This window comes from Pseudomonas sp. ME-P-057, from assembly GCF_030208975.1.
Classification (GTDB): Bacteria; Pseudomonadota; Gammaproteobacteria; order Pseudomonadales; family Pseudomonadaceae; genus Aquipseudomonas; species Aquipseudomonas lutea.
This window is the reverse complement of record NZ_JARVSX010000032.1, coordinates 18,915-33,816: the sequence shown is the minus strand read 5'-3', so window position 1 is coordinate 33,816 and position 14,902 is coordinate 18,915. Positions and strand designations below refer to the sequence as shown.

Annotated in this window: 17 protein-coding genes; 4 read left to right on the top strand and 13 right to left on the bottom strand. The window is 57.5% G+C overall.

The genetic code is table 11. The features are described 5' to 3' along the window. Positions 1 to 646: 646 nt before the first annotated feature. The 3 genes from QRN48_RS16605 to QRN48_RS16595 form a co-directional block, all read right to left on the bottom strand. Complete coding sequence (locus tag QRN48_RS16605) at positions 647 to 853, bottom strand: hypothetical protein (protein WP_037011855.1); 207 nt, start codon at positions 851 to 853, stop codon at positions 647 to 649. 123 nt (positions 854 to 976) lie between these two features. Further along, positions 977 to 1,459 carry a GreA/GreB family elongation factor gene (locus tag QRN48_RS16600; protein WP_191945350.1) on the bottom strand — a complete coding sequence of 161 codons (483 nt, stop codon included), beginning with the start codon at positions 1,457 to 1,459 and terminating at the stop codon, positions 977 to 979. Between the two features lie 27 nt (positions 1,460 to 1,486). Further along, the gene (locus QRN48_RS16595; protein ID WP_285351763.1) at positions 1,487 to 1,882 is read right to left on the bottom strand and encodes a hypothetical protein; all 396 of its coding nucleotides are present in this window, start codon (positions 1,880 to 1,882) and stop codon (positions 1,487 to 1,489) included. A gap of 123 nt (positions 1,883 to 2,005) precedes the next feature. On the opposite strand from QRN48_RS16595, the gene earP reads away from it, so the two are divergent. After that, the gene (gene earP, locus QRN48_RS16590; RefSeq protein ID WP_285351761.1) at positions 2,006 to 3,139 is read left to right on the top strand and encodes an elongation factor P maturation arginine rhamnosyltransferase EarP; all 1,134 of its coding nucleotides are present in this window, start codon (positions 2,006 to 2,008) and stop codon (positions 3,137 to 3,139) included. Positions 3,140 to 3,226: 87 nt separating this feature from the next. Further along, on the top strand, positions 3,227 to 3,796 hold the full coding sequence (locus QRN48_RS16585; RefSeq protein WP_037011849.1) for an elongation factor P: 570 nt from the start codon (positions 3,227 to 3,229) through the stop codon (positions 3,794 to 3,796). Positions 3,797 to 4,681: 885 nt separating this feature from the next. On the opposite strand, the gene QRN48_RS16580 is transcribed toward QRN48_RS16585, so the two are convergent. The 9 genes from QRN48_RS16580 to QRN48_RS16540 all read right to left on the bottom strand — a co-directional run bounded on the left by QRN48_RS16580 (position 4,682) and on the right by QRN48_RS16540 (position 12,646). Continuing rightward, positions 4,682 to 5,368, bottom strand: coding sequence for a DUF2931 family protein (locus QRN48_RS16580; protein WP_285351758.1), 687 nt, complete (start codon positions 5,366 to 5,368; stop codon positions 4,682 to 4,684). Next, entirely contained in the window at positions 5,355 to 6,044 is a 690-nt protein-coding gene (locus QRN48_RS16575; RefSeq protein ID WP_285351757.1) for a DUF2931 family protein, read from the bottom strand. Before QRN48_RS16575 ends, QRN48_RS16580 begins: the two co-directional genes overlap by 14 nt. After that, the gene (locus QRN48_RS16570) at positions 6,031 to 6,720 is read right to left on the bottom strand and encodes a DUF2931 family protein (protein ID WP_244653729.1); all 690 of its coding nucleotides are present in this window, start codon (positions 6,718 to 6,720) and stop codon (positions 6,031 to 6,033) included. Before QRN48_RS16570 ends, QRN48_RS16575 begins: the two co-directional genes overlap by 14 nt. Further along, positions 6,707 to 7,381, bottom strand: coding sequence for a DUF2931 family protein (locus QRN48_RS16565; RefSeq protein ID WP_191945287.1), 675 nt, complete (start codon positions 7,379 to 7,381; stop codon positions 6,707 to 6,709). The genes QRN48_RS16570 and QRN48_RS16565 overlap by 14 nt, the downstream gene beginning before the upstream one ends. Next, positions 7,368 to 9,230 carry a type VI secretion system family protein gene (locus QRN48_RS16560; protein WP_191945288.1) on the bottom strand — a complete coding sequence of 621 codons (1,863 nt, stop codon included), beginning with the start codon at positions 9,228 to 9,230 and terminating at the stop codon, positions 7,368 to 7,370. The genes QRN48_RS16565 and QRN48_RS16560 overlap by 14 nt, the downstream gene beginning before the upstream one ends. A gap of 108 nt (positions 9,231 to 9,338) precedes the next feature. Beyond that, positions 9,339 to 9,836, bottom strand: a complete 498-nt coding sequence (locus QRN48_RS16555) for a hypothetical protein (protein WP_037011838.1) — start codon at positions 9,834 to 9,836, stop codon at positions 9,339 to 9,341. 705 nt (positions 9,837 to 10,541) lie between these two features. Beyond that, on the bottom strand, positions 10,542 to 11,561 hold the full coding sequence (locus QRN48_RS16550; RefSeq protein ID WP_191945289.1) for an alpha/beta hydrolase: 1,020 nt from the start codon (positions 11,559 to 11,561) through the stop codon (positions 10,542 to 10,544). A gap of 25 nt (positions 11,562 to 11,586) precedes the next feature. After that, a complete protein-coding gene (locus QRN48_RS16545; protein WP_037011834.1) occupies positions 11,587 to 12,006 on the bottom strand; it encodes an organic hydroperoxide resistance protein in 420 nt (139 codons plus the stop codon). 166 nt (positions 12,007 to 12,172) lie between these two features. After that, entirely contained in the window at positions 12,173 to 12,646 is a 474-nt protein-coding gene (locus QRN48_RS16540; protein ID WP_191945290.1) for a MarR family winged helix-turn-helix transcriptional regulator, read from the bottom strand. 204 nt (positions 12,647 to 12,850) lie between these two features. Here QRN48_RS16540 and QRN48_RS16535 point away from each other — a divergent pair, with 204 nt between their 5' ends. Next, positions 12,851 to 13,615, top strand: a complete 765-nt coding sequence (locus tag QRN48_RS16535; protein WP_194734089.1) for a sulfite exporter TauE/SafE family protein — start codon at positions 12,851 to 12,853, stop codon at positions 13,613 to 13,615. Positions 13,616 to 13,633: 18 nt separating this feature from the next. On the opposite strand, the gene QRN48_RS16530 is transcribed toward QRN48_RS16535, so the two are convergent. Beyond that, positions 13,634 to 14,488, bottom strand: a complete 855-nt coding sequence (locus tag QRN48_RS16530) for a LysR substrate-binding domain-containing protein (RefSeq protein WP_285351750.1) — start codon at positions 14,486 to 14,488, stop codon at positions 13,634 to 13,636. Positions 14,489 to 14,585: 97 nt separating this feature from the next. Between QRN48_RS16530 and QRN48_RS16525 the strand changes: the two genes are divergently transcribed. Continuing rightward, positions 14,586 to 14,819: a DUF1127 domain-containing protein gene (locus QRN48_RS16525; RefSeq protein ID WP_037013169.1), complete on the top strand. Its 234-nt coding sequence runs from the start codon at positions 14,586 to 14,588 to the stop codon at positions 14,817 to 14,819. The last annotated feature ends 83 nt before the right edge of the window (positions 14,820 to 14,902 follow it).

The window sequence follows — 14,902 nt, the reverse complement described above, 5'->3', positions numbered from 1 at the left end:
GATTTATCAAGGCAGGACACGGACCTGTAGGAGCCGGCTTGCTGGCGAACGCGGTGGGTCAGGCGAAATGGATGACATCGGCAGATCGCATTCGCCGGGAACCGCGCTCCTACACCGGGTGTTGCGTTGGCTGATTTATCAAGGCAGGACACGGACCTGTATGGGCCGGCTTGCTGGCGGACGCGATGGATCAGGCGAAATGGATGACACAGGCAGATCGCGTTCGCGGGCAAGCGCGCTCCTACGCCGGGTGTTGCGTTGGCCGATTTATCAAGGCAGGACACGGTCCAAGGAGCCGGCTTGCTGGCGAAGGCGGTGGATCAGACGAAACGGATGACACCGGCAGATCGCATTCGCGGGCAAGCGCGCTCCTACACCGGGTGTGGCGTTGGCCGATTTATCAAGGCAGGACACGGACCTGTAGGAGCCGGCTTGCTGGCGAATGCGGCGGATCAGGCGAAATGAATGACACAGGCACATCGCGTTCGCCGGGAACCGTCAAAATTGATTCGGCAGGCGTAAAAGCGGGCGCAGAGCCAAGCGGTGCAGTGGGCGTGATGCTTTCCTGAGGAGAGAAACATGCGCCCACTGTAGGCCTGCGCCCTGTAGCGTTGTACTGAACCTGCGTTGAACCACCGTGTGCCGTTTAATCCACCGGTTCGGGGTACAGCGGCTTGGAACGCTGCATGATACTGGCGTAGTCGTAAACGTACTGACGGCCCGCGTGACTGGTCATGCGCAGGCGGTCGATCAGTTGTCGCTCTTTCTTGTTCAGGTATCTCAACCCCTGGTGGTCACTGGACTTGAGGCGATCACGTTCATGGGCGTCAGGGAAAGTGATGACGTTCGTCATGAAATATCTCCTTGTTTAAATCCGTGTCCCCGGCTCCGTATTCCGGGATTCACCGTTTATCGTGCGACAACGCACCTTACCCACAAAAAGTCGGACGCTACAACCCTGCAAATGATCAGTGGATCACAGGATCTGCGTGATCTCGAAGGATTGGCGGCTGCCGTTGACCACCACCTGCACCTCGTCCCCGTCGAGCTTGCCGAGCAGATTCTGGCCCAGAGGCGCGCGCGGGGTGATCACGGTAATCGACTGCTCCTCGACGCTGACTTTGAGCCCCGCCGCGTCTGGTGCAAGAAACAAAAGTTGCTGCGTACCGTTGTCTGCCTGAAGGGCGATAAGGTCGCCAGTCTGAATGCCACGCTGTTCGTCGAAAGGCTTCAGCACAAGCTGGCGACACAGGTTCAGTGACTGGCGAATTTCCTCCACCCGGCGCGCCTGACCCGCAGCCAGGTACGAGGCCTCCAGCCCGAGCGTGTCGTACTTGTTCTCGGCGATGTTCTCTTCGTGGGTCGCGGTTTCGTAAGCGGTCTGCGCGGCGCGTACGGCCACGTCGAGATCGACCTGCAGCCGTTCGACGATGCACTGCAGGACTGCTGACTTGTTCAGGGGCATGGGTTGACTCGACAAGGGGTTCTATCCGCAGAACTGATAAACGCTCGCGCGGCTTTTCTCGCTCGGAGCGGTCTGGTTTTGCTGCATCCAGAACTGGCACTTTGGCCCGTTGAAGCTGCGCTGGCGTTCCGCCTGTTCGGCCGCCTGCGCCTGACGGGCCTCGCTGTCGCGCAGCATCTGTTGGTACTGGTCGAACATCGGGTTGGCGCTCTCGGGCTTTGGCTTGGCCGACGGCGGGTTGGCCAACTGGGCGGCCGCGTCATTCAACGCTTGCGTCTGGCTGACGGGGAGAAGGGCGTAGATCAGCCAGAGGGTCAGTAGCACGGCCATGAACCCCAGCCAAATGCCAGCAGCAATCGACGCGATCAGCTTGAGCGGGCGCAGCGTGACGGACAATTCGCGGTGCTTGACGTACATGACAGACTCCAGACTTGTATGCAGGTGGCCAGCGGTGACGGCGATTGTCGCACGGCCGGGGCTGGTGGTTCTGCGTCCTGATGAAGGACAATCGGTTTTTTTGAACATCCTCAGGGAGCCCGGATGAAAGCCTCTTGGGATATTTTCTGCAGCGTTGTCGATAATTTCGGCGACGTCGGCGTGACCTTTCGCCTGGCCCGACAACTGGTCGCCGAGCACGACCTGAACGTGCGCCTCTGGATTGACGATCTGAATGCCTTTGCGCGGCTGCGTCCGGGCGCTGATCCTTTGGCCGACGAGCAAATCAGCGACGGCGTGACCGTTTGCGGCTGGCCCAGAGAATGGCGGCCCGTGGAGCTGCCTGAAGTGGTCGTCGAAGCCTTCGCCTGTCGCCTGCCAGCGGAATACATTCAGGCCATGGAGGCGTGTGAACATCGCCCGCTCTGGTTCAACCTCGAATACCTCAGCGCTGAAGACTGGGTATCGGGATGCCACGGTTTGCCGTCGATCCAGTCCTCGGGCGTGCGCAAATATTTCTTTTTCCCAGGCTTCACCGACAAGACCGGCGGGTTGCTTCGTGAGGCGGGGCTGATCGAGCAACGCCACGCCTTTGAGTCAGACCCTGCCGAACGAGGGGCCTTCCTTCAGCGCTTGAACATCCTGCCCCACACCGATGCGCGGCTGATCTCGCTGTTTGCCTACGAGCACGCCGGGCTTGGGAGCTGGCTGGACTGCCTGGCGCAGGCCGAGCGTCAGACCCACCTGCTGGTGCCCGAAGGACGCATCCTCGGCGATGTGCAACGATGGTTGGGAATGGAGGCATTGAGTGCCGGCTCGGTGCACGCGCGCAACAACCTGACGATTCAGGTGCTGCCCTTCGTGCGTCAGGAAGATTACGACCGGCTGCTCTGGTGCTGCGATTTCAACGTGGTGCGCGGGGAGGATTCCTTCGTCCGCGCACAGTGGGCCGGCCGCCCGCTGATCTGGCACATCTACGAGCAGGACGATGATGCGCACTGGGCCAAGCTGGACGCGTTTCTGGAGTTGTACCGGGTCGGACTTTCGGAGGGGGCTCAGCAAGCGCTGACTCAGGTCTGGCGCAACTGGAATGCTGGCGAGGACATGGCACAAGGCTGGATTGCGCTGGAGCGGCACGCCGCCGAATTGGCCGCGCATGCCCGCCGCTGGTGTCTGGAACAGGCCTTGCAGGAGGATCTGACGACTGCGCTGGTAAGGTTTTACCGAAATTGGATATGATACGCGGCCTTGTATTAAGCCCTGTACGAAAAGTGGCTTTTCGTACAGGGCTTAGAAAGAACTTTCATCCAAATTCGGATACTCGTAATGAAAACTGGTAAAGAGCTTAAACCCGGTACCGTGATCAAGCTGGAAAACGACCCTTGGCTGGTTCAGAAAGCTGAATTCACCAAGTCGGGCCGTAACAGCGCGATCATGAAGACCAAGCTGAAAAACCTGCTGACCGGCTACAAGACTGAAATCGTCTACAGCGCCGACGACAAGCTGGAAGACGTGATCCTGGACCGTAAGGAAGCCACGCTGTCTTTCATCAGCGGCGACACTTACACGTTCATGGACACCACTGACTACACCATGTACGAGCTGAACGCTGAAGACATCGAAGCCGTTCTGCCGTTCGTGGAAGAAGGCATGACCGACGTCTGCGAAGCGATCTTCTTCGAAGACCGTCTGGTATCCGTAGAGCTGCCGACCACCATCGTTCGTACCGTCGACTACACCGAAGGTTCGGCTCGTGGCGACACCTCGGGCAAAGTGATGAAGCCAGCCAAACTGGCCAACGGCACCGAGCTGCAGGTTGCTGACTTCATCGAAATCGGTGACAAGATCGAAATCGACACCCGCGAAGGCGGTTCCTACAAAGGCCGTGCGAAATAAGCACCGCTTTTGTAATGCCGGTGATGTGATGCCGGAACAGAAAAGCCCGACCCTCGAGTCGGGCTTTTTTGTGACTGCTGTCTGGACACTGTTCAGATGCTCGCGCCGCACTGAACAAACGCACGAAGTGCTTGTTACGTCAATCCTGCAGGAGCCGGCGTGCTGGCGAGCGCGGTGGGTCAGGCTGGGCGATGTCACGGCTGATCTTTTTCGCGGGCAAGCGCGCTCCTACAGTCGATCCAGGCCGCTTCAGAAATCTGCGGCATGTGGAAGCCAGCGGAAGGAATTCTGGGGTCTAAGGAATCCTGCGGCGAAACTAAACCTGCGGCCTGCGCGAAACCTGCTGCGAAACGAAGCCTGCGGCTTACGCGAAACTGTAGGAGCCGGCTTGCTGGCGAACGCGGTGTGTCAGGCTGGGCGATGTCACGGGCTGATATTTTTCGCGGGCAAGCGCGCTCCTACAGCGGACCCAGGCCGTCTCAAAATCTGCGGCATAAAGACACCTGCGGCGTAAGGAACCTGCGGTGTAACGAAACCTGCGGCCTACGCGAAACTGTAGGAGCCGGCTTGCTGGCGAACGCGGTGTGTCAGGCTGGGCGATGTCACGGCTGATATTTTTCGCGGGCAAGCGCGCTCCTGCAGTCGATCCAGGCCGCCTCAAAATCTGCGGCATAAAGACACCTGTGGCGTAAGGAATTTTGCGGTGTAAGGAATCCTGCGGCTTACGCGAATCTGTAGGAGCCGGCTTGCTGGCGAACGCGGAGGGTCAGGTTAGGCAATCTCACGGGCTGATATTTTTCGCGGGCAAGCGCGCTCCTACAGCAGATTCAGGCCGCCTCAAAAATCTGCGGCATAAAGAAACCTGCGGCCTATGCGAATCCGCTTTTACCAAGAGTCATAAGGAATGCCGAATTTGTCGATGTAGGCCTGCGATGCCTCATTGGGAGGGCGATAGTAAAGGCCGTTTGAATGGCCTTCATGAGGACCTTTCTCGACTATGCGACCTTGCACGCGGCTGACTTCAATCGCATCAATACAAACTCCCATGAGCCAGGTTTTAACAACACCACCGGGAGCGAGACCTACGACCAGATTCTTTCGGTAGTCCTCGATCCATACCTTGCTTGCATCGCAGTAGGTTTTCCCGCCTTCACGCATGGATCGTTGAATCTGCTCCGGAATATCAATGTAGGCTTCATAGGTCTTTGGCTCGGCCAACGACTGCCAACGTATGTAGATCAGCCTAGGAAGATCCGCTCGCCAAACGTGCTTACCTTTTCCGTCGCCCGGGTGTTTAGGCCAGCCTTTTGGATTCGCCCGGAGATGGGGTGGCGTCTGAATCCCCGCCACGCCACTCATGGCCCGTCTGAATAACCGACCTTTGATATCGACGACATTGGCTGTCTCAATCCAGACTTCCATGTAGTTGGGAGCAAAGAAGCCCAGTCGCCATGCCTCGTAAGGCAGCTCTACGCCATAGTCATTAGCGCTACTGCATCCGCTCAGAGTCAGGCCTAATAAGCATCCGAAAAAAACGTTGATGTTTTTTGATGCGCTTTTACCAAGAGTCATAAGGTATGCCGAACTTGTCGATGTAGGCCTGCGATGCCTCATTGGGAGGGCGATAGTAAAGGCCGTCTGAATGGCCTTCATGAGGACCGTTCTCGACTATGCGACCTTGCACGCGGCTGACTTCAATCGGGTCTAAACACGTTCCTCTTATCCAGGTTTTAGCAATGCCGCCCGGGGCGAGCCCGATTACCAGCAGCTCGCGGTGGTCGGTGATCCAAGTTTTGGCCGCTTTGCAGTATGTGTGCTCCTCTACTTTCACCATGGCATGGCGAGTTGTCGCAGGAATTTCAATGTAGGCTTCGTAGGTTTGTGGTTCTACCAACGATTGCCAACGGACATAGATCAAACGAGGCACATCAGCGCGCCATACATGCTTTCCTGCTCCGCTTCCAGGTCTCCTGGGCCAGCCTCTTGGAGTGCCGTTGAGGTTGGGAGGGGTCTGTACCGCCGCCACGCCACTCATTGCACGCCTAAATAATCGTCCTTTCACATCGACGACGTTTGCTGTCTCGATCCAGACTTCCATGTAGTTTGGGGCCAGAAAGCCCAATCGCCATGCGTCGTAAGGCAGCTCTACCCCGTAGTCATTAGCGCTACTGCATCCGCTCAGGATCAGGCTGAATACACATCCCATTAAGACGTTGATGTTTTTTGATGCGCCTTTACCAAGAGTCATAAGGGATGCCGAATTTGTCGATGTAGGCCCGTGACTCAGGTTCTAGCTCCAGGGCATAACGACCGTTTGTACGTCCCAAGTCGGGCCCTTTTTCAACGACCTTGCCTTGCACGCGACTGACTTCAATCGGGTCTAGGCACCCGCCTCTTATCCAGGTTTTAGCAATGCCGCCCGGAGCGAGCCCGATTACCAGCAGCTCGCGGTGATCGGTGATCCACTCTTTGGTTCCTCTGCAGTACGTTTTTTCTTTGATCTCCAACATTGCATGCCGAGCTGATTCCGGAATTTCAATGTAAGCCTCGTAGGTCTGTGGCTCGGCCAAAGACTGCCAGCGTACGTAGATCTGCCTTGGAACATCTGCTCGCCAGACGTGCTTACCTGCTCCGTCCCCTGGCCTTGTCGGCCAGCCTCTTGGATTACCTGTTAGATTCGGTGGAGTCTGTACCGCCGCCACGCCACTCATTGCACGCCTAAATAATCGTCCTTTCACATCGACGACGTTTGCTGTCTCGATCCAGACTTCCATGTAGTTTGGGGCCAGAAAGCCCAATCGCCATGCGTCATATGGCAGCTCTACCCCATAGTCATTAGCGCTGCTGCATCCGCTCAGGATCAGGCTGAATACGCATCCCATTAAGACGTTGATGTTTTTTGATGCGCCTTTACCAAGAGTCATAAGGGATGCCGAATTTGTCGATGTAGGCCCGTGACTCAGGTTCTAGCTCCAGGGCATAACGACCGTTTGTACGTCCCAAGTCGGGCCCTTTTTCAACGACCTTGCCTTGCACGCGACTGACTTCAATCGGGTCTAGGCACGCGCCTCTGATCCAGGTTTTAGCAATGCCGCCCGGAGCGAGCCCGATAACCAGTAGCTCGCGGTGATCGGTGATCCACTCTTTGGTTCCTCTGCAGTACGTTTTTTCTTTGATCTCCAACATTGCATGCCGAGCTGATTCCGGAATTTCAATGTAAGCCTCGTAGGTCTGTGGCTCGGCCAAAGACTGCCAGCGTACGTAGATCAGCCTAGGAACATCAGCTCGCCATACGTGCTTACCTTTTCCATCGCCCGTTCGTTTAGGCCAGCCTTTTGGATTCCCCCGGAGATTGGGTGGCGTCTGAATCCCCGCCACGCCACTCATGGCCCGTCTGAATAACCGCCCTTTAACATCGACGACATTGGCTGTCTCGATCCAGACTTCCATATAGTTTGGGGCCAGAAAACCCAGTCGCCATGCGTCGTAAGGTAGCTCTACGCCATAGTCATTAGCGCTACTGCATCCGCTCAGAGTCAGGCCCAATAGGCATCCAAGGAGCGCATTTAACCTACCGATTGCCATGAATAATCCGCTGGTAGTCATCGGTTGGCCGGTTGATGAACATTGGTGTGATGCTCGTTCTATTCCTTTCCTTCACCGCGTTCCAACTGGCGGAAAGGTGTATGTAGCGACGCAGGAGTAACGCCTCTTCGTCGGTGCTGAGGCTTAACGCGGCTACATGCCCAAAGGCGTAGGCTTTCAGTTTCTCAGCGATCGCCTCCAGTTCTGACGGCAAAGCTAATGAAGCGATTTGCGGGATATCTTTAAAGGGCACGCTGTACCGTAATCCCAACTCACGCATCACCCTCAGATAAATCTTCGACAAATCTCCATCCACCTCGCGATCAAGAGTGGTGAGGACGTGAACCTGCTTGTATAGAGGGATTTGGTTTTCGCGCGTGCGCTCTTCGTCTTCGGAGCGGCAATGTATATCTACCTCAAGACCCTGATCGATCAAGCGTCTGACCAAAGGACCGACGCTTTGAATGGATTGTGAATAAGCAAGCGACTGTTGGCTGGGCGTGGTCTTTCGTTCTTGGCTAGTCGCTGGTTTCGCGACCAGCAGCCGCTCACGCATATGAGGTCGGTAGCCGCCTCCAATGTCTGAATGCGAGCCGGGCAGAACGATATCGTTCTCGGTGCGGATCAGGGCGAAGTTCAATCGATGCTCATCCCGCGCTACCAACTGCACCACTTTGCGTGCGGCACCCGTTGGAAGCCCCAGGTTGAGTCCGCCGTTGCGGTCGTTGCCGGGGCTGAAATCCAGCATGAACGGCGTGACGATGGCTGGCACGGTGTCAAAAAGACCAATGAAGTTCAGATGCACATCATGCTGGACACGCCAACCGAACCCTTTAACGAATATCGAGGCACTAGGAGGCAATGCTTTTGCAAGCAAGCTCTCGACGCCTTTGCGCATGTCATTGGCGAAATGACGAGCTGCAGCGGCACCTCGGCTGAAACCAAATACATCGATTTCAAGACGACAAATTATTGTTTCAGGATTGTTACTTTTAAAAAGCCGTAAGCGATTCAGAATCAATGGTGAGCTCTGTTCAACCCGCGCCAGTACTCCATTTTTTCCTCTCCCAGTTGCTTGACTCCAAAGATCGTCGTCTGCGCCGCTGACAGTTCCAATTCCTTCGATGTACACCGCTATTGATGCTTCATCAGCTGCTGAATCAATACGCTCGCCGGCTTGGTCCTTATACAAATCATAAAGCCGCGCCACATTCGAGGTGTCATTCCCAAAGCTGTTGTCCGGCGCACTCCCGTCAATCCCATAGCCAAACTCGGCACAGAACTTCTGAATCTCTTCGGCTTCATTTTCCAGCCCGACATCGCTCGCCATACAACCTGCAACCGTTTCGCTGTTGGCCTGGTTGTTACCGGTGCCATCAAAGAACACGCCGAGGCGCAGGGTGATGAGTTGCTCTTGCTCGACTTCTTCTTCCTCTTCTTCGAGGTCCTGCTCCATCCGCGCGTCGGCAGTAAGGCTTGCGTTGGGAGGCTTCGGCGTAGCTGCAGCGGTAGCCCCTTGCCGGTAACCAGCGGCGGAAAAAGGTCTGGCCGCTAATGCCGCCGGACTGTCCTCGTTCTCGTAGGTGGCACAGAACAGCGATGGTTCCAACCGGGCTTTGCACGGGCAACCGCTGACACTGTCCAAGGTGCCGGCCAGGCGAATGCCGTCACTGGTCATGTGGGAAATTCCGCCTCTGATCCGATACGTTTTGCCGTCGACACCGCACCTCACCGCGTCGCCCTCTCGCGACTGATCGAGGCCGTGCAACCCCATGCCAGAGGTTGCTTCCAAGACGAATCCGCCACAGCTGGTCTTGTCGTACAGTCGAATGTAATAACCGGTAGCCATCGATGCTCGTTCCCTGTTCAGGTGTCGCGTCCACGCGAAATGTTGGAGACGTGGGTGATCCCCGCGAACGCCTGATGGGCAGGTCGCGCATTTCAATCAACGGGGGTGTTATTCGGCGTTCGCGCTACCGGCGGCGGGCAGAAAGTCATCAGCCAACGGGACGCCCTGACGGGTTACGAACAATACGTGGTGCTGTGGCGTGTTGATGATGTCGTCGCCATTGCACAAGCGGCTTCCCACCAGTGCAACGTGGCTATTGCTGCGCCCTGCGCCTGTGATGATTTGAGCGGTGGAACCATCGGGATAAAGAACGCAATCTCCGCGATGCGCTACGCGCACTTGCTCGCCGTTCTCCAGGGTGCACGTAATCGTCGACTGCGTTTCTTGAACAATGCCGCCGTTGCGCGTCTGGCTGCCTTCAGTGGCAAGCCTGTAGATGCCAATCGGCGGATGTTCAAGGCAATACGCTTCGTTTTTGCGAATGATCGCCACAGCGTCTTCGTGAAATTCAGCAATTTGTTCAGAAGTGAAGGTGGGCGTATCGAGTGACTGAAGAAAGTCGCCTGTCACTTCATTGGTGTACATCGGAGCGAGTGAGGTAGTCATGCCCAGGTCCTGAGTCGTGATCATTCTGAGACGGCCGTATCAATCAATTCGGAGTGATTGAGCGGGTCGGGCAGAAATGATGATCAGGATCAAAGCCAGGAACCGAAGCGCAGTGCCTGTGATGACGTAGGAAGGAAATGGAAAACGCGTCGTCCATTTCTTGCAGAAGGTCTCTATTCGTACTCAGAAAAAAGCCGCTGACTCTTGGGATTCACATTGCCTGCGGAGCGTTTAATTTTCGGCCGTTTGATCAAACGCGCGAAGTGCTTATAGCGCCAATCCTGTAGGAGCCGGCTTGCTGGCGAACGCGGTGGGTCAGGCTGGGCGATGTCACGGCTGATATTTTTCGCGGGCAAGCGCGTTCCTACAGCAGGCCCAGGCCGCCGCAGGAATCTGCGGCATAAGGAAGCCTGCGGACGGAATTCTGCGGTTTAAGGAAGCCTGCGGGGAAACGAACCCTGCCGCCTACGCGAATCTGTAGGAGCCGGCTTGCTGGCGAACGCGCTGAGTCAGGTTAGGCGATGTCATGTGCTGATATTTTTCGCCAGCAAGCGCGCTCCTACAAGTAGGGACTACGGCAACGCTCAAGTTCTTTGGGTCAGATCAGGCCGGGCTGTCGCAGCAAATCGCCCATATTTTGCGACCATCTCAACGCAAAACGGGCCGACCATTGCGGGTCGACCCGTTTTTCACACCGCTGTTGCTTTACTTCAAATGCACCTTCAACTCCTGCGACGCCTGCAGCATCGCAGAGCGCACTTCCGGCACCTGGCTGACCACGTTCAACAGCCCGTAATCGTGGATCATGCCGTTGTAGCGAACCGCCGTAACCGGCACGCCGGCCTGGTCCAGCTTGCGAGCGTAAGCTTCGCCTTCGTCGCGCAGCACGTCGGCGCCGGCGGTTTGCACCAGAGCAGGCGGCAGGCCTTTAAGCTGGTCGGTCGTGGCCCGCAGCGGCGACGCATAGATTTCGGCGCGCTGCTTCGGATCGGTGGTGTAGTTGTCCCAGAACCACTTCATCATGTTGCGGGTGAGGAAGTGACCTTCGGCAAACTGGTCATACGAACCGGTATCGAAGTTGGCATCTGTCACCGGCCACAGCAGGACCTGATAACGGATCGCCGGAGTGCCCTTGTCTTTGGCCATCAAGCTGACAACGGCCGCCATGTTGCCGCCGACGCTGTTGCCCGCCACCGCCAGACGCTTGCCGTCGACGTTGATTTCCTTGCCGTGCTCGGCAACCCATTTCGTTGCCGCGTACGCCTGGTTGATCGCAACCGGATAGTGCGCTTCAGGCGATGGCGTGTAATTGACGAACACAGCCACTGCACCCGAGCCCTCTACCAGATCCCGAACCAGACGCTCGTGGGTCGGGTAGTCGCCGAGCACCCAGCCGCCGCCGTGGAAGTACATGAACACGGGCAACGTGCCCTTGACGCCTGCCGGACGAACAATCGTCAGGCTGATGTTCTGGCCATCGACCGTGATGGTCTTCTGGCTGACGTCGGCTTTGGGCAGGGTCAGCTTGACGCCAGCCTGCGCACCGGTCAGGACCGCCCGTGCATCCTTGGGCGAAAGCTGTTCAATCGGCTTGCCGCTTCCGGAGTTGAGTGCGTCCAGGAACGCCTGAGTGTTGTGCTCCACGCCGGTGTCGGTCGCTGCGAAAGCGTTGCCGACGGACAGAGCGAGAAGCGAGCCAGCCAGAATCTTGCCAAACGTGTTCATGTTCTTCTCCCGGTCGGTCTAGGCGTTAGACAGTGACGTGCAAGCGGACGTCGACGTTGCCACGTGTGGCGTTGGAGTACGGGCAGACCTGATGGGCCGCATCAACCAGCGCCTGGGCTTCTGCCTGATCAAGACCTGGCAGGCTGATGTGCAGATCGATGTCCAGACCGAAACCGCCGGGGATCTGGCCGATGCCGACATGCGCGGTAATCGACGCATCAGCAGGGACGGTTTTCTTGCTCTGACCGGCAACGAATTTCAGTGCGCCGATGAAGCAGGCCGAGTAGCCGGCAGCAAACAGCTGCTCAGGGTTGGTCGCTTCGCCGCCTGCGCCGCCCAATTCTTTCGGCGTTGCCAGTTTGACGTCGAGGATTTTATCGCTGGAAACAGCACGGCCATCACGGCCACCGGTTGCGGTTGCGACTGCAGTGTAGAGAGCTTGCATGGTAATTCCTCACTTGCTGATGGGTAGATGGCTTGGGTCTTGAATCTGGTTTGCCTGGCGCTAAATGTTTGTGCGCTAAGCAAGTGAGATGGAATGTACTGCGCTAATGTTTAGCGCGCAAGATAAATTTTTGAAATTTCTTCGCGTCGTGTTTTCAGGCTGTACGTCAGAGGCTTTCGAGCAGATTGCCGCGCAGTGCGAGCAGGTCTTTTTGCAGCGCCTTGAGTTGCTCGAGATTGATGCCGCTGGCCGCCAAAATGCAGTGCGGGATGCTCTGAGCTTTTGTGTGCAGCGCCTTGCCCTGGGCAGTCAGCGTCAGCAGGACGACGCGCTCGTCTTCCTTGCTGCGCGTCCGGCTGATCAGGCCCTCGGCCTCCAGCCGTTTGAGCAGCGGCGTCAGCGAGCCCGGGTCAGTCAGCAGGCGAGTGCTGACTTCTCCCACGGTCAGTCCGTCGCGCTCCCACAAAACCAGCATCGCCAGGTACTGCGGGTACGTGAGGTTCAGCTCCTGTAACAGGGGCTTGTAGACTTTGGTCATCATTAGCGATGTCGAATACAGGGCGAAACACAGCTGATTGTCGAGCAGCAATGTGTCGCAACTGCCAGCGCCAGCCTGGGTTGAGCTCTCGTTGGCGTTCATGGGTCGTTCCTCATTCAGTTCGTAATCGTCAGTAATTTAGTGCTCTGATGTTTATTGCACCAGATAATTTCGGTAATCGGTGGGCGGACGGTTGTCTATCGTCAACGGTCCTCTCGCAGGCTCACGCTCTGAAGGCTGCCAGTGGATATCTGCGTGGCGGATTTCCTCGGCGACGCTGACTGCGTAGCATGCGCGCAGAAATGGATGAGAGGATCGGACGTGATTGTCGATGTATTGCTGTACCTGCTGTTGGGCGCTGCCATGGGCACGTTGGGCGGATTGTTCGGCATTGGTGGCGGGCTGGTGGCCATCCCGGCGCTGGGGGTGCTGTTCGGGCTCGATCAGCAATTGGCGCAAGGCACGGCGCTGTTGATGGTATTGCCCAACGTGCTGTTGGCATTGTGGCGCTACAACCAGCGCAACCGGGTATCGGTGCGTCATGCGCTGATGCTCATCGTGCCGAGTTTTACGATGTCCTGGCTGACGTCACTCTGGGCTGTTCGGGTCGATCCGCAACTCATGCGCCTGGGGTTCGTGGCCTTTCTGGTCGTGCTGACCCTGTTCAACCTGATCCAGATGTTCTGGCGCAAAGGCACTGCCGGCGCCGAGCTGCGCCATGCCCGATGGCTGTGGTTGTTGGGGCTGGGCTCGGGCGTCACCGCCGGCTTGTTCGGCGTTGGCGGCGGGGTGATCGCCACGCCCATCCTGACCGGCATCTTCGGCGCGACCCAAGTAGCAGCGCAGGGCCTGGCACTGGCATTGGCGGCGCCGAGCACCACCATCACTTTGGCGACCTACGCCTTGCATGACCATGTGGACTGGCAGATGGGCATCCCGTTGGCCATGGGGGGTCTGGCGAGCATCAGTTGGGGCGTCGCTCTGGCGCACAGCTTGCCGGAGCGGGTATTGCGGTCGTTGTTCTGCGGCTTTCTGGTGATCTGCGCGATCATGCTGTGCTTCAAGCTCTGACTGGGCGTTGACCCTCGGCTAAAGCTTGAAGCCTTCGGCAATGTGGTCAGCCAGGCATTCAGTAATCGGCGAGGGATTGTTGGGGTTGCGCAGCAACACGATGCTCGCCGAGGGCAGTTGCGGCAGCCCATGCCCTTCGCCCAGCACTTCCAGGTCCGAGGTGATCAGGCTTTGCAGCTGCGCCGTCACCGCCAGCCCTGCGCTGACCACTGCCATGATCGCTGACAGGCTCGCACTGGTATACGCCACTCGGTACTCCCGACCGGACGCCTCCAGCGCGTTGGTCGCCCACTGTCGGCAAAAGCAGTCGGTGTTGAACATTGCCAACGGCATCGGCGTTTGCTCATGAGGGCAAAAGCCTGCGCCGACAGCCCAGACGAACCGCTCCTGACGCAGAATCTGACCAATTTCCTTGCCCGGCTCGCGGGTGACGATGCTGAGGTCGAGGTCCTGGCGTTGCAGCAGTTGAGAAGAAGACTCGCAATGCACCTCCACTTGCACCAGCGGATAGGCCTGGGCAAAGCGCTGCAGAATCCCCGGTAAAAAACGCATCACATAATCGTCGGGGGTGCCGATTTTCACCGTACCGACCATGTGCGGCTCGCGCAGCGTGTTGAATACCTCGCTGTGCAGTTTCAGGATCCTGCGCGCGTAACCCAGCAGCACCTGGCCTTCTGCGGTAAAGCTGACGGTGCGGCCGTCTTTGACAAACAAGGGCCGCCGCACCACATCCTCCTCCAGCCGTTTCATCTGCATGCTGACTGCCGACTGCGTGCGGTTAACCACCTCGCCAGCCTTGGTGTAGCCGCCTTCGTCTGCGATGGCGACGAAGGTGCGCAGCAGTTCGCTGTCGATGCTCGGGTAAGTGGTCATGCATCAATCTCCCAGATGCAGTGCATAAGAAACATTCGTTGGATTGATCTTAAGCCTGAAGCAACACTCTGCCTATCCCCACTTGGAGGGCAGGATGATGAAAAGCCAAAAAGGTTATGTGCTGGTGGTTAAACCCGTGTCGCGGCAGTTCGCGCCTGAACGCTGGTGGAAGGCAGCGGTGGAGCAGATTGCGCGTTGGTGGAAGCTGCACCGCGAGCGCGTCGAGTTGGCGACGCTAAGTGATGACGCACTGAAGGACATGGGCCTCAGCCGTGCAGATGTGTACGAGGAAATGGAGCGGCCGTTCTGGGACGACCCTATGAAGCGTTGAAAACCGAGGGAAGAAGGAGTCCGGTCGATGAGGCCCTGACAGAACCCCGGTGATCGGTTAGCGTTGGGCTCTGCCAAGGAGGT

Excerpts from the sequence above, each read along its gene's own strand:
- QRN48_RS16560 (WP_191945288.1), bottom strand. The coding sequence starts at position 9,230 with ATGGCTACCGGTTATTACATTCGACTGTACGACAAGACCAGCTGTGGC.
- QRN48_RS16550 (WP_191945289.1), bottom strand. The coding sequence starts at position 11,561 with ATGAACACGTTTGGCAAGATTCTGGCTGGCTCGCTTCTCGCTCTGTCC.
- QRN48_RS16580 (WP_285351758.1), bottom strand. The coding sequence starts at position 5,368 with ATGACTCTTGGTAAAAGCGCATCAAAAAACATCAACGTTTTTTTCGGA.
- QRN48_RS16605 (WP_037011855.1), bottom strand. The coding sequence starts at position 853 with ATGACGAACGTCATCACTTTCCCTGACGCCCATGAACGTGATCGCCTC.
- QRN48_RS16565 (WP_191945287.1), bottom strand. The coding sequence starts at position 7,381 with ATGGCAATCGGTAGGTTAAATGCGCTCCTTGGATGCCTATTGGGCCTG.
- QRN48_RS16595 (WP_285351763.1), bottom strand. The coding sequence starts at position 1,882 with ATGTACGTCAAGCACCGCGAATTGTCCGTCACGCTGCGCCCGCTCAAG.
- QRN48_RS16525 (WP_037013169.1), top strand. The coding sequence starts at position 14,586 with ATGAAAAGCCAAAAAGGTTATGTGCTGGTGGTTAAACCCGTGTCGCGG.
- QRN48_RS16575 (WP_285351757.1), bottom strand. The coding sequence starts at position 6,044 with ATGACTCTTGGTAAAGGCGCATCAAAAAACATCAACGTCTTAATGGGA.
- QRN48_RS16535 (WP_194734089.1), top strand. The coding sequence starts at position 12,851 with ATGAGAGGATCGGACGTGATTGTCGATGTATTGCTGTACCTGCTGTTG.
- QRN48_RS16540 (WP_191945290.1), bottom strand. The coding sequence starts at position 12,646 with ATGAACGCCAACGAGAGCTCAACCCAGGCTGGCGCTGGCAGTTGCGAC.
- QRN48_RS16585 (WP_037011849.1), top strand. The coding sequence starts at position 3,227 with ATGAAAACTGGTAAAGAGCTTAAACCCGGTACCGTGATCAAGCTGGAA.
- QRN48_RS16555 (WP_037011838.1), bottom strand. The coding sequence starts at position 9,836 with ATGACTACCTCACTCGCTCCGATGTACACCAATGAAGTGACAGGCGAC.
- earP (WP_285351761.1), top strand. The coding sequence starts at position 2,006 with ATGAAAGCCTCTTGGGATATTTTCTGCAGCGTTGTCGATAATTTCGGC.
- QRN48_RS16545 (WP_037011834.1), bottom strand. The coding sequence starts at position 12,006 with ATGCAAGCTCTCTACACTGCAGTCGCAACCGCAACCGGTGGCCGTGAT.
- QRN48_RS16530 (WP_285351750.1), bottom strand. The coding sequence starts at position 14,488 with ATGACCACTTACCCGAGCATCGACAGCGAACTGCTGCGCACCTTCGTC.
- QRN48_RS16570 (WP_244653729.1), bottom strand. The coding sequence starts at position 6,720 with ATGACTCTTGGTAAAGGCGCATCAAAAAACATCAACGTCTTAATGGGA.